Origin of the sequence: Pseudomonas sp. PAMC 25886 (assembly GCF_000242655.1) — a bacterium.
GTDB lineage: Bacteria > Pseudomonadota > Gammaproteobacteria > Pseudomonadales > Pseudomonadaceae > Aquipseudomonas.
Genome location: NZ_AHHC01000036.1, coordinates 33,358 through 44,950, shown reverse-complemented (window position 1 = coordinate 44,950; position 11,593 = coordinate 33,358). Strand labels below are relative to the sequence as shown.

The following is an 11,593-nucleotide window of genomic DNA, read 5'->3' as shown; positions in this document are numbered from 1 at the left end:
GGATTCAACTGGGGTATCAGGCGCCCTATGACTGGGCGGCGATGCTGGGTTTTCTGTCGGCCCGTGCGATCAGCGGGTTGGAGACAGTGGACGGCGGCGTGTACTCGCGCAGTATCAGTGTCGGCGGTCAGTATGGCTGGCTCAGTGTAACGCCCGGCACGGGGGAGTGGCTTGAGGTAACGGTGGGTTTTCCCGACCCGAACGCGTTGCCTGAGATTGAGCGACGGTTGCGCGATATGTTTGACCTGGCGGCTGACCCGCAGCTGATCCAGCGGCAACTGGCGACGGATCCCTTGATGGCACGGTTGGTGGCGGCGCGGCCCGGCCTGCGTGTGCCGGGAACCTGGGACGGGTTGGAGTTGGCGATTCGGGCGGTACTGGGCCAGCAGATCACCGTAGTGGCGGCAATCAAATTGGCAGGCAAGTTGGTGGCGCAATACGGCACGCCGTTGGTGACACCCCATGCCGGCGTGACCCATGTGTTTCCCGACGCCGAGGTGTTGGCGGCGGCGGACCTGGCGAGCCTGGGCATGCCGAAAAGCCGCGGGCGGACCTTGTCGGGTGTGGCCCAGGCGTTGCTGGATGACCCCCATATCTTCCAGCCGAAAGCGAGCTTGAAGGAGAGCGTGGCGCGGCTGGTGGCATTGCCGGGGATTGGTGACTGGACGGCCCAGTACATCGCCATGCGCCAGATGCGCGAGCAGGATGCGTTTGCTTCGGGCGATATCGGGTTGATCAATGCGTTGGCCGCGCTGGAAGGCGGGCCGGTGAGTCCGCGCCAGTTGCTGGCACGGGCTGAAGCCTGGCGACCGCTCCGGGCGTACGCGGCGCAGCATTTGTGGGCATCATTAAGCCGGGCAGATTGATTCTGCGTACCTGTGGCGAGGGAGCAAGCTCCCTCGCCACAGGATCTTCGGTCACCATTGAGGGCGATGTGAACCCAATTCACCTGCGGGCAAATCCCACTGCAACGGTGTGCCGCTGAGGGTCACCGGGGGCAGTAACCGATGGGCCGGGCCCCAGGCGGTCTGCTCGACCACCAGGCCCTGATCACCCGGTTCTTCGGCTCGCAAGGGCGGTTGTTCCTGAGCGTGTCCGGCGTCCACCAACAGCTTTGCCGTGCGCGCCAATGACAGCAGCGCCGACCCGCCGCGCCCGGACTTCAATCGCTCACTCAATGCCTGGATCGCACTGGCTGCCATTAAATACCCGGTGGCGTGGTCCAGCGCCTGCAACGGTAGCGGCACGGGTTTTTCGGCCTTTTTCCACTGCCGGCCAGCCTCGGCAATTCCGGTGCTCATCTGCACCAGGCTGTCGAAGCCCCGGCGATTGCGCCACGGGCCGCTCCAGCCATAGGCATTGAGGCTGGCATCGATCAGGCCGGGCGCCAGGGCTTGCAGCGCAGCCTCACCGTAGCCCAATTGCTCCAGGGCATCGGCGCGGTAGCCGTGCAGCAGGATGTCAGTGTCCTTGAGCAGGCGCTCGAAGATGCTGCGGTCGTCGGGGTTTTTCAGGTCCAGGCGGGCGCAGCGTTTGCCCAGGGTCATTTCCGGTACCACGCCCGGTTCGTTCCAGTCCGGGGCGTCGATGCGCAGTACGTTGGCCCCAAGCCCGGCGAGAAATCGGCTGGCGGTAGGGCCGGCCAACACGCGGGTCAGGTCCAGCACCTTGATGCCCGCCAGTGGCCGCGCCACCGAGCCCAGCCAGGGTTTGTCGCTGAGGGTTGCAAAGGTCTGGCGATGAACCAGCGGTTCCTGATTGACCGCCAACCCTTGAGGATGAGCTTGCCAGTCTTGCCACGAACGCATCTGCGCGGCACAGCCGTCCGCCTCGACAATTGCTTGTTCCAGTTCGGCAGCGTTCCATTGCGCAACCTTCGCGGCCATTGCGTCACGGTCAGCGGCCTGCCCGAGTACACGCTCGGCGGCGGCGCGATGGTGCGGCGCATTGGTGTGCAGGCGAATCCAGCCATCGGCGCAGGCGTAGTCGCCGGCAATCGGGTCCCACAGCGGCGGTGTGGCCCAGCCGTCGGGACGCAGGGACGAGGAGAACCAGAATGAAGCGAGGCGTCGATCGACGGTCACCGAGGGCAAGCGCCCGGTTTGCTGCAACAGTAACTGGGCAACCGCCTGGCCGGCTGCGCCGATGCTGGCGCTGGCCAGTTCGGTGACGGCAAAGGTCGAGGGCAGGGCGCCGGCCTCGGTGAAGGCCAGCGCGGTGACGGGTAAGTCGAGTGCTTCCTGGATGGGAGTGAGCAGATCAGTCATCAAAGGCCCTCCTTATGAGAAGGGCCATCATAGAAGATCATCAGGGTTGAATGACAACCCCGGGTTCCAGCGGCAAATCCACGCTGGCGATAAAGCCGCCATCGGGATGATTGGCCAGGATCAGGCTGCCGCCATGGCGCTCCGCCGCGCGCCGGGCAATGGCCAGGCCCAGGCCGTGGCCTTGGGCGGTTTGCCCCGGGGCCCGGTAAAACGGCTCGCCCAACTGGCTCAGGTGTTCGGCGTCCACGCCGGGGCCGTGGTCGCGCACGCTGATCACAATGCGTTCGCCCTGGCGTTTGGCGTCCATTTCAATCGGTTGGCCGGGCGGGTTGAAGCGTTGGGCATTGCGCAGCAGGTTGTCCACCGCGCGTTCGATCATGGTCGGCCAGCCCTTGAGGTGCAGCCCGGCCTCGGCATCGAGCTGCACGGGCTGGTCCGGCGCACCCAGCAGCGCGTCTTTTTGCAGGGTCCTGAGCAACGGATTGAGGTCGATGTCTTCGGCGCTGGCGTTGTCGGCGTCCACCCGGGCGAGTACCAGGATTTCGCTGATCAGTGCTTCCAGGCGGTCGCATTCACGGGTCAGGCGGGGCCAGAGTTTCTCCCGTGCCTCGGGCGTGGCCCGTTCTGCCAGGGCCAGGGCGATTCGCAGGCGGGCCAGGGGCGAGCGCAGTTCGTGGGACACGTCCCGCAGCAATTGGCGCTGGCTGCCGATCAGGCTTTGCAGGCGCGCGCCCATGCGGTTGAAGTCGGTGGCGAGCACGCCGAATTCGTCGCGACGGTTGGCCAGTCGCGCCAGGCTGTTTTGCTGGTAGGTGGTCTGGCCCAGGTCGTGCACCGCGCCGCGCAGGCGGCTGAGGGGGCGGGTGATAGACAGCGTCACCAGCAGGCTGAACAGGGTCAGCACCACCAGCGCGATCGCCAGGGCACTCAACGGCCAGAGCAGACTGCTGCGGTGCCAGGCGTCCAGCTCCGGGTGAGGGATGCGGTAGATCAACAGGTAGGTGTCGCCGGTTTTTTCGCTGGTGTATTCGGCGGTCAGGCGGCGCCACGGCAGGTGGCGGTCCTGGCTGTCGTTTTGCCGGGCTTCGAGGGCGGCGGCGCGGCGCGGGAAGGTGCCGCGTACCACGGGCTCGCCACTTTCGTTAAGCACTTGCACGTCGATGTGGTACTGGCGCTTGCGCTGCTGCAGCAAGTCCTGGGCGGCGTCCTCGCCCTGAGCCTCATAGAGCTGCGTCCATTCCTGCGCGAGGTTATTGAGCCCGGGGTGGCGGCTGAGAATCCACGCATCCTGGTTGAGCATATGCCCCAGCAGGATCGACAACCCGGCAACCAGGGCGATGGCCAGCCAGAAGCTGGCAAGGACACGCCAGAACAATGAACGCACAAGAAATCCTCAAACAGGAAAAGCCCAGCGGCGGTGGCCACTGGGCTGTGGGAGTGAAGCTAGATCATTATTGCGCTTTTTGCGGCTGCTGGGCTTTCCAGGCCTGGAATTCCTTCCACTCGGCGCGGCGCTCGGCTTGTTTCTTCACGATCTCGTCGAATTTCTTCTGTTGATCGGGTTTCAGCACGGCACGGATATCGGCCTGGGTTTTCTGTTTGCCGGCGGCCATTTCGTCTTGCATGGCTTTCTGGTCAGCGGCCGGGAGTTTATCCAGGTACTTCTTGACCAGCTCTTTGCGAGCGTGCCATTGCTGGCCCATCAATTTGCCGATCTGCTGGCGTTGTTCATGGGTCAGATCAAGCTGGCTGAAAGGGCCACCTTTGCCCCGCATGCCGTGTTCGCCGCCGTGGCCTGGGCCGCCCATCATGTGGCCTTCCGGGCCGCCCATCGGGCCTGGGCCTTCAGGTGCAGCGGCCATGGCAACGGTTGGCAGGGCAGCAGCGAACATCAGAGCGATAAGGGTCTTGCGCATGGTGATTCTCCTGTCTCTATTCCGGTGAGTCCGGATGTGAGTAGATTACGGAGAACAAGGTCAGCGGCAGTCAGGGGAGGGTAAAGCTTGGGTAAAGAGGATTTTGGGCGGGGCTGACAAAACTCACGCCATCCTTGTAGGAGTCCGGCTTGCCGGCGATGGCGTTATCGGATCTTGCGTCTCGCTTTCTGACGCCATCGCCGGCAAGCCGGGCTCCTACAAAAATGGGTGTTAAAGGCTGTAGTAATAGCCGCGGCTACGCAGCGCCACGATCCGTGGCCGGCCATCCGGGTGCGGGCCGATCTTCTTGCGCAGGTTGCTGACGTGCATGTCCAGGCTGCGGTCATATAGGGTCAGCTTGCGGCCCAGGGCGATTTGCGCCAGTTCCTGTTTGTCCAGTGGCTCCCCCGGCTGGCGCAGCAAGGCTTCCAGCAGGCGGCTTTCGGAGACGGTCAGGGCAAATTCCTGTTCATCGATAGTGACCACGCCACGCACCGGGCTGAAACACAGGTCGCCCAGCTCCAGCTGGGTGGACACGGCAGCCGGGTGGCTGCGACGCAGCACGGCGCGCAGCCGGGCAGTCAGTTCGCGAGGGTCGCAGGGCTTGGCCAGGTAGTCGTCGGCGCCCAGTTCCAGGCCGAGAATCCGGTCCAGCGGTTCGCCGCGGGCCGAGAGCATCAGCACCGGCAACTCCGGGTGATCGCTGCGCAATTGCTTGAGCAGCTCAAGGCCGCTGCCATCGGGCAGCATCACGTCGAGCACCACCGCCGCCGGGGCGGCTTCGGCCAATGCCTTGCGGGCGCTCAAGCCGTCATGGCAGGCGCGCACCTGGAAACCTTCCTGGCTCAACCAACTGGTCAGCAGCTCACAGAGCTCCTGGTCATCATCTATCAGTAACAGCTCGCTCATGACTCACTCAATTTAGCCATTGTCGACGGCGCCGGTGCCCGCCACTGGCGAAGATCCCGCACAACAGGGCGATCAGCGCGACTGCTCCACCGGTCACGAACCATTGCTGTTGTTCGGTAAGCCAGCGTGGCAAGGCACTGCCCTGTGCTTCTTTGAGTTGCTGGGCCAGGCGTTGGTTCTCCTGGCGCAGTTTACTCAGTTGGGTACTTTCCCGGGTGGCGTCAGCACTTTGCAATTGCTTGCTCAGTTCTTCCCGCTGCCGTTCGCTTTCTTTCAAACGTTGCTGCAAATCGGTGATCTGGCTGCCGGCACTCAAGGACAGGGGCGTAGAGCTGCCGGTGTTCGAGGTTTCTTCAGCGTGGGCCGTAGCCCCGATCATTAACACTGCCAACAGACACAACTGACGTAAGCGCATCGGAACTCCTGATTCCACACGAATATTCAGAACGTTGTCGGCAGGTTACCGGGAATAATGAGCGTTTAGGAGTGCGCCGAAGCCAATTGGTTCAGCGCACAACGAATCAAGGCAGGACTTGTTTGAACGGTTTGACCAGCACTTGGGCGTACACGCCGGCCGCCACATACGGATCAGCGTCGGCCCAGGCTTGTGCCGCCGCCAGGGAGGCGAACTCGACAACCACCAGGCTGCCGGTAAAACCGGCGTCTCCCGGGTCATTGCTGTCGACCGCCGGGTGCGGGCCGGCCAACACGAGGCGGCCTTCGGCTTGCAGCTGTTTCAGGCGCTCCAGGTGCGCCGGGCGCACGCTCAGGCGTTTTTCCAGGGAATTGGCGACGTCGGTGGAAATGATTGCGTAGAGCATGTCAGTCCTCGGTTTTCGGCGTGGTAGGGTCGGTGTCATGCAGGTGGCGCGACAGGTAGATACCCTGGCCGACCAGGAACAGCACGGTCATGCCCAGGCTGCCGAAGACCTTGAAGTCCACCCAGTAGCTCTGGAAGGTAAAGGCGACGAACAGGTTGGCGGCGCCGCAGAACAGGAAAAACACGATCCAGGCGATGTTCAGGCGAACCCAGACCGGGTCCGGCAAGCTCAGCGCGTGGCCCATGATCCGCTTGATCAGCAGGCGGTCACCGATGAAGTGGCTGCCGATAAAGGCCAGGGCGAACAGCCAGTTGACCACCGGGGCTTTCCATTTAAGGAAAGTTTCGCTGTGGAAGGCCAGGGTCAGGCTGCCGAAGACGAGGCAGGCGATCAGGGTCAGCCATTGGCTTTTTTCCAGCTTGCGCTGGGAGATGAAGAGCGCGCCGTAGACCACCACGGAGCTGATGATCAGCACGGCGGTGGCACTGTAGATGCCACCGACTGTCAGCTCGTGGCCGGCAATATCGATTGAGCGAGGGTCGATTTTGTAAACGATGAAAAACAGCAACAGCGGGATGAAGTCGATGAATTGTTTCACAGTAAGAGCCAGAAGCTGGATGTGGCGGCATAATAACAAACATCCTTGGTAGCGAAAGCGCCAGCTGACTTGAGGTTACACACTCCCGTGAATGTTGATTTGCACTGCCATAGCACAGCCTCCGACGGCGCCCTGGCGCCCGCGGTCCTGGTTGCGCGTGCGTTTGAAAAAGGCGTGCGAGTCCTGTCGTTGACCGACCACGACACCCTCGAAGGCCTGGCAGAGGCCCGCGAGACCGCGAATGCGCTGGGTATGCAACTGGTCAACGGGGTTGAATTGTCCTGCACCTGGGGTGGCGCAACCATTCACGTCCTGGGCTACGGTTTCGACGTCAACGCGCCGCCGCTGGTTGCGGCCATCGCCCAATTGCACGATGGCCGTTGGCTGCGGTCCGAAGAAATAAGCCGCAAGCTGGCCTTGAAGGGCATGCCCAACGGCCTTGAGGGCGCCCGCGCCATCCAGCAGGAACTGGGCGACAGCGGCAACGCTCCGGCCCGTCCGCATTTTGCCGACTGGATGGTGCGTGAAGGTTTTGTAAAGGATCGCGCCGAAGCGTTCCGCAAATGGCTGGGCGCCGGCAAGCTGGGAGACGTCAAGCAACACTGGCCGACCCTGGAAGACACCGTTGGCACACTGCGGGCAGCAGGCGCGTGGGTCAGCCTGGCGCATCCCTGGCATTACGATTTCACCCGCAGCAAGCGCCGCAAGCTGATTGGCGACTATATTCAAGCGGGCGGCCACGCAATCGAAGTGGTCAACGGGCATCAACCCGCCGAACAGGTCGGCAGCCTGGCAATTCTTGCCCGCGAATTTGGTCTGCTGGTCAGCGCCGGCAGTGATTTTCATGGCCCTGGCGGCTGGTCCGAGATTGGCGAGTACCGTGCCGTCCCGGAAGATTTGCCGCCCCTTTGGTGTCGCTTCAAACATGACCCCATTATTGCCACCGTCTGAACAGGTAGAACACGTGAGTCAATTCTTCCAGATTCATCCGGAAAACCCGCAGGCGCGCCTGATCAAACAGGCCGTGGAGATCATCCGTGCCGGTGGCGTGGTGATCTACCCCACGGATTCCTCCTACGCGATTGGTTGCCAGATCGGCGACAAGAATGCGGTCGAGCGCGTAAGACGCCTGCGTGACCTGGACAAGAACCACAACTTCGCGCTGATTTGCAGCGACCTGTCCCAACTGGGGCTGTTCGCCAAGGTCGACACCGGCACCTTCCGCCTGCTCAAGGCCCACACGCCGGGGCCCTACACCTTTATTCTCAACGCCACCCGGGAAGTGCCGCGCCTGCTGCTGCACCCGAAGAAGCGCACCATCGGTTTGCGGGTGCCGGAACACCCGATCGCCCTGGCATTGCTGGCCGAACTCGGTGAGCCGCTGATGAGCGTGTCGCTGATCCTGCCGGGCGAAGAGGAGCCGTTGTACGACCCTTACGAAATGCGCCGGCTGCTGGAAAAACACGTCGACCTGATCATTGATGGCGGCTACGGCGGCAACAAGGCTTCCACCGTGATCAACCTGGCCGACGGCGAGCCGGAAGTGGTGCGCGTGGGTTGCGGCGACCCGGCACCGTTCATGGTCGAGGCCTGAATGTCGGCCGTGGAAACCGTCGACAGCCAGGCGGGCGCCCAGCAGGAACTGCCATTTGCCATGGTCTACGGCCAGGCGGTCATGGAAATGCCGCTGGACCTGTACATTCCGCCGGACGCCCTGGAAGTCTTCCTTGAAGCCTTCGAAGGCCCGCTGGACTTGCTGCTGTACCTGATCCGCAAGCAGAACATCAACATCCTCGATATCCCGGTGGCGGAAATCACCCGCCAGTACATGGGCTATGTCGAGTTGATGCAGACGGTACGCCTGGAACTGGCCGCCGAATACCTGGTGATGGCCGCGATGCTCGCGGAGATCAAGTCACGCATGCTGCTGCCGCGCTCGGAAACCATCGAGGCGGAAGAGGACGACCCGCGCGCCGAACTGATCCGTCGCCTGCAGGAATACGAACGCTTCAAGGCCGCCGCCGAAGGCATTGACGGTTTGAGCCGGGTGGGTCGCGATGTGGTGGTGCCCAAGCTCGATGCCCCGGAAGCCCGGGCGCGCAAGCTGTTGCCGGACGTGAGCCTGGAAGAATTGCTGATGTCCATGGCCGAAGTCCTGCGCCGTGGCGACATGTTTGAAAGCCACCAGGTCAGCCGCGAGGCGCTGTCCACCCGTGAGCGCATGAGCGATGTGCTGGACCGCCTCAAGGGCGGCGGGTTTGTACCGTTCGTAGAGCTGTTTACCAAAGAAGAAGGGCGCCTGGGGGTCGTGGTGACTTTTATGGCGATCCTCGAACTGGTCAAGGAATCCTTGGTCGAGCTGGTCCAGAATGAGCCTTTTGCGGCTATCCACGTGCGGGCGCGAGCCGAATAAAGAGCTGAATCGATGAATTTGACTGAACCCCGCGAACTGGCGCCGCTGCTGGAGGCCTTTCTCCTGGCCTCGGGCAAGCCGCAATCGTTGGAACGCCTGTTCGAACTGTTTGAAGAAGCCGAGCGCCCTGAGCCGCCGGTGTTCAAGAAGGCCCTGGAGATTCTGCGCAAGTCCTGCGACGGCCGTGCCTTTGAGCTGCGGGAAGTGGCCTCGGGTTATCGCCTGCAAATCCGCGAGAAGTTCTCGCCGTGGGTCGGCCGCCTGTGGGAAGAGCGCCCGCAGCGCTATTCCCGGGCGATGCTGGAGACCATGGCGCTGATCGCCTACCGCCAGCCGATCACCCGGGGCGAGATCGAAGACGTGCGGGGTGTGGCGGTCAACAGCCATATCGTCAAGACGTTGCTGGAGCGGGAGTGGATTCGCATCGTCGGCTATCGGGACGTGCCCGGCAAGCCGGCGATGTTTGCCACCACCAAGGTGTTCCTCGACCACTTCAACCTGAAAAACCTCGACGATTTGCCGCCGCTGGCCGAACTGCGGGAGATGGAGCCGGACCCGGTACTGGACTTCGACGACGCGCCCGTGCCCGCCGGATTGCAGGAGCTGGCCGACGCCAGCGCCGAGCCGGAAGAGCCGAAGGACGAAACCAGTTTCCATACGCTGTTGCTGGAACTGGACGACATGGAGCAGGGCATCAAGACTGACTTCGACGATTTGCTGCGTGATGGTGCGGCCAGCGATGGGGAACCGGAGCCCGTGCTGCAACTGAGCGATGAGGTTGAGGCGCCAGTCGAAGTTGAACCGGAGCCGGAACCCGAAGAAGACATTCTCGGCGTCGCGGAAGCCCGTGCAAAACTGCTGGCGGCCGTCGCCGCTCTCGAACAACCGCCGCTGAGCGACGAAGAAGACGAAGCCCGTGCCCTGGCCGAAGCCATCGAAAACGAGCGCCGCCAATTCGAAGACTGACGCAGAAGAACTCAAATGAGCTCCACCAAAGACCCCTGCATCAGCATCTGCAAATTCACTGACGATATCTGCGTGGGCTGCGGGCGCAGCAAGCGCGAGATTCGCGCCTGGAAGAAACTCGACAAGGTCGACAAGCGCACGGTGCTCGCCGAAGCCGAGTTGCGCCTGCTGGCGCTGGGGGCCACCGGTCGGCGGAAAGGCAAATGAACCTGCACTTATCGACTAGTCTCTGATGCGCAACGCGCGCCATGAGCGTATGATTCGCGACCCTTTGGCGATGCGTTCGCCAACAGCCCAGCTTTTACTATCTTCAGGCCAAGCCTGAATCGACACACCGGGAGGTGCTTAAGATGAGTGACCAAGACCAGAACGACAGCCAGGAAATCGGCCCCGCAGGTGAAAAACTGCAGAAAGTCCTCGCCCGTATCGGCGTAGGCTCGCGCCGCGACGTAGAAGCCTGGATCACCCAGAAGCGCATCAAGGTCAACGGCGTTGAAGCCACCCTTGGCCAGCGCGTCGACCTGCACGATGCCATCACCATTGATGGCAAGGTCATCAAGCGTGAAGAGGCCGCCGAATCGGTGCGCCGCGTCATCATGTACAACAAGCCCGATGGCGAAATCTGCACCCGCGACGACCCGGAAGGCCGTCCCACCGTCTTCGACAAGATGCCGCGCCCTAAAGAAGGCCGCTGGATCAACATCGGTCGTCTCGACATCAACACCACCGGCTTGCTGATGTTCACCACCGACGGTGAGCTGGCCAACCGGCTGATGCACCCTTCCTACGAGATGGACCGTGAATACGCGGTACGTGTGCGTGGTGAAGTCGATGACGAAATGATCGAGCGCCTTAAAGCCGGCGTCGTGCTGGAAGACGGCCCGGCCAAGTTCACCGACATCAAGCAGGCTCCGGGCGGTGAAGGCTTCAACCATTGGTACCACTGCGTGGTGATGGAAGGCCGTAACCGTGAAGTCCGTCGCCTGTGGGAATCCCAGGGCCTGGTGGTCAGCCGCCTGAAGCGCGTGCGTTTCGGCCCGGTGTTCCTCAACTCCGACCTGCCGATGGGCCGCTGGCGCGAAATGAGCCAGTACGAAGTCGACATCCTGAGTGCTGAAGTCGGCCTGACGCCGGTAGCCATGCCGCAGATGAACGCCAAAAGCAAAGACAAACTTGAGCGTATGCAGCGTAAATCGTCGCGCCCTGTTGCGCGTACCGACCGTGTTGCCCGCACCTTGCGCCCTGCGCTGGATGCACCGGCCACTGGCGGTCGCATCTCCCGCGAGCCGCACATCGAAGGCGAGCGTCGTCCTTCGGCACCGGCTCGTCAGGATGGCGAGCGTGCTCCGCGCGCGCCGCGTCCGGCTGGTCGTGGTGGTGATGCACCGGCAGGCGGTCGCGGTAACCGTGGCGAGTCGGGCCGTGGTGCTCCGGCTACCGGCCGTTCCGACGACAGCGCCAGCACCAAGCGCCCGGCCAAGCCAGCGCCGAAAAAGCGCCCGGGCTTGAAACTGGTCGATGACGCGCCATCGGGCAAGCGTCGTGGTGCACCGGCCGGTTCCGGCCAGCGCCCAGGTTTTGGTCGCAAGAAGCCGCAGTGAGTCGTTAATCGCTGCATAAAAACGCCAACCCTCGGGTTGGCGTTTTTTTTTGGTCTGGATTTGGCGTGCACTCTACACAGCAAACCTGCTTTCCTGTGGGAG

General features: G+C 62.8%; 14 protein-coding genes. 7 read left to right on the top strand and 7 right to left on the bottom strand.

Annotated features, from left to right (window positions below):
- The first annotated feature begins 2 nt into the window (after window positions 1-2).
- Window positions 3-866: a DNA-3-methyladenine glycosylase family protein gene (locus MUM_RS0111710; protein ID WP_029615856.1), complete on the top strand. Its 864-nt coding sequence runs from the start codon at window positions 3-5 to the stop codon at window positions 864-866.
- A gap of 51 nt (window positions 867-917) precedes the next feature.
- On the opposite strand, the gene MUM_RS0111705 is transcribed toward MUM_RS0111710, so the two are convergent.
- The 7 genes from MUM_RS0111705 to MUM_RS0111675 all read right to left on the bottom strand — a co-directional run bounded on the left by MUM_RS0111705 (window position 918) and on the right by MUM_RS0111675 (window position 6,511).
- Entirely contained in the window at window positions 918-2,267 is a 1,350-nt protein-coding gene (locus tag MUM_RS0111705; protein ID WP_010169896.1) for a CoA transferase, read from the bottom strand.
- Window positions 2,268-2,307: 40 nt separating this feature from the next.
- Window positions 2,308-3,651: a sensor histidine kinase gene (locus tag MUM_RS0111700; RefSeq protein ID WP_010169895.1), complete on the bottom strand. Its 1,344-nt coding sequence runs from the start codon at window positions 3,649-3,651 to the stop codon at window positions 2,308-2,310.
- 67 nt (window positions 3,652-3,718) lie between these two features.
- Entirely contained in the window at window positions 3,719-4,183 is a 465-nt protein-coding gene (locus MUM_RS0111695; RefSeq protein WP_010169894.1) for a hypothetical protein, read from the bottom strand.
- A gap of 231 nt (window positions 4,184-4,414) precedes the next feature.
- Complete coding sequence (locus MUM_RS0111690; protein ID WP_003220065.1) at window positions 4,415-5,092, bottom strand: response regulator transcription factor; 678 nt, start codon at window positions 5,090-5,092, stop codon at window positions 4,415-4,417.
- A gap of 7 nt (window positions 5,093-5,099) precedes the next feature.
- Window positions 5,100-5,507, bottom strand: a complete 408-nt coding sequence (locus tag MUM_RS0111685) for a translation initiation factor 2 (RefSeq protein ID WP_010169893.1) — start codon at window positions 5,505-5,507, stop codon at window positions 5,100-5,102.
- 106 nt (window positions 5,508-5,613) lie between these two features.
- Window positions 5,614-5,913 (bottom strand): YciI family protein, encoded by a 300-nt coding sequence (locus tag MUM_RS0111680; protein ID WP_010169892.1) that lies wholly within the window; start codon window positions 5,911-5,913, stop codon window positions 5,614-5,616.
- Window position 5,914: 1 nt separating this feature from the next.
- A complete protein-coding gene (locus MUM_RS0111675) occupies window positions 5,915-6,511 on the bottom strand; it encodes a septation protein A (RefSeq protein ID WP_010169891.1) in 597 nt (198 codons plus the stop codon).
- Between the two features lie 87 nt (window positions 6,512-6,598).
- Between MUM_RS0111675 and MUM_RS0111670 the strand changes: the two genes are divergently transcribed.
- The 6 genes from MUM_RS0111670 (at window position 6,599) to rluB (ending at window position 11,491) form a co-directional block, all read left to right on the top strand.
- Window positions 6,599-7,462 carry a PHP domain-containing protein gene (locus tag MUM_RS0111670; protein WP_010169890.1) on the top strand — a complete coding sequence of 288 codons (864 nt, stop codon included), beginning with the start codon at window positions 6,599-6,601 and terminating at the stop codon, window positions 7,460-7,462.
- Window positions 7,463-7,475: 13 nt separating this feature from the next.
- Window positions 7,476-8,105, top strand: coding sequence for an L-threonylcarbamoyladenylate synthase (locus tag MUM_RS0111665; protein WP_003220075.1), 630 nt, complete (start codon window positions 7,476-7,478; stop codon window positions 8,103-8,105).
- A gap of 120 nt (window positions 8,106-8,225) precedes the next feature.
- Window positions 8,226-8,924, top strand: coding sequence for a segregation and condensation protein A (locus tag MUM_RS0111660; protein ID WP_173406103.1), 699 nt, complete (start codon window positions 8,226-8,228; stop codon window positions 8,922-8,924).
- 12 nt (window positions 8,925-8,936) lie between these two features.
- Complete coding sequence (scpB, locus tag MUM_RS0111655) at window positions 8,937-9,890, top strand: SMC-Scp complex subunit ScpB (RefSeq protein ID WP_010169889.1); 954 nt, start codon at window positions 8,937-8,939, stop codon at window positions 9,888-9,890.
- A gap of 15 nt (window positions 9,891-9,905) precedes the next feature.
- Entirely contained in the window at window positions 9,906-10,097 is a 192-nt protein-coding gene (locus MUM_RS0111650) for a DUF1289 domain-containing protein (protein WP_003220079.1), read from the top strand.
- 143 nt (window positions 10,098-10,240) lie between these two features.
- Window positions 10,241-11,491 (top strand): 23S rRNA pseudouridine(2605) synthase RluB, encoded by a 1,251-nt coding sequence (gene rluB, locus MUM_RS0111645; RefSeq protein ID WP_010169888.1) that lies wholly within the window; start codon window positions 10,241-10,243, stop codon window positions 11,489-11,491.
- Window positions 11,492-11,593 lie beyond the last annotated feature (102 nt).

What these genes read in the sequence shown, in the direction of transcription:
- MUM_RS0111680 (WP_010169892.1), bottom strand. Translation starts at nt 5,913, where the DNA reads ATGCTCTACGCAATCATTTCCACCGACGTCGCCAATTCCCTGGAAAAA.
- MUM_RS0111685 (WP_010169893.1), bottom strand. Translation starts at nt 5,507, where the DNA reads ATGCGCTTACGTCAGTTGTGTCTGTTGGCAGTGTTAATGATCGGGGCT.
- MUM_RS0111650 (WP_003220079.1), top strand. Translation starts at nt 9,906, where the DNA reads ATGAGCTCCACCAAAGACCCCTGCATCAGCATCTGCAAATTCACTGAC.
- MUM_RS0111705 (WP_010169896.1), bottom strand. Translation starts at nt 2,267, where the DNA reads ATGACTGATCTGCTCACTCCCATCCAGGAAGCACTCGACTTACCCGTC.
- MUM_RS0111690 (WP_003220065.1), bottom strand. Translation starts at nt 5,092, where the DNA reads ATGAGCGAGCTGTTACTGATAGATGATGACCAGGAGCTCTGTGAGCTG.
- MUM_RS0111695 (WP_010169894.1), bottom strand. Translation starts at nt 4,183, where the DNA reads ATGCGCAAGACCCTTATCGCTCTGATGTTCGCTGCTGCCCTGCCAACC.
- scpB (WP_010169889.1), top strand. Translation starts at nt 8,937, where the DNA reads ATGAATTTGACTGAACCCCGCGAACTGGCGCCGCTGCTGGAGGCCTTT.
- rluB (WP_010169888.1), top strand. Translation starts at nt 10,241, where the DNA reads ATGAGTGACCAAGACCAGAACGACAGCCAGGAAATCGGCCCCGCAGGT.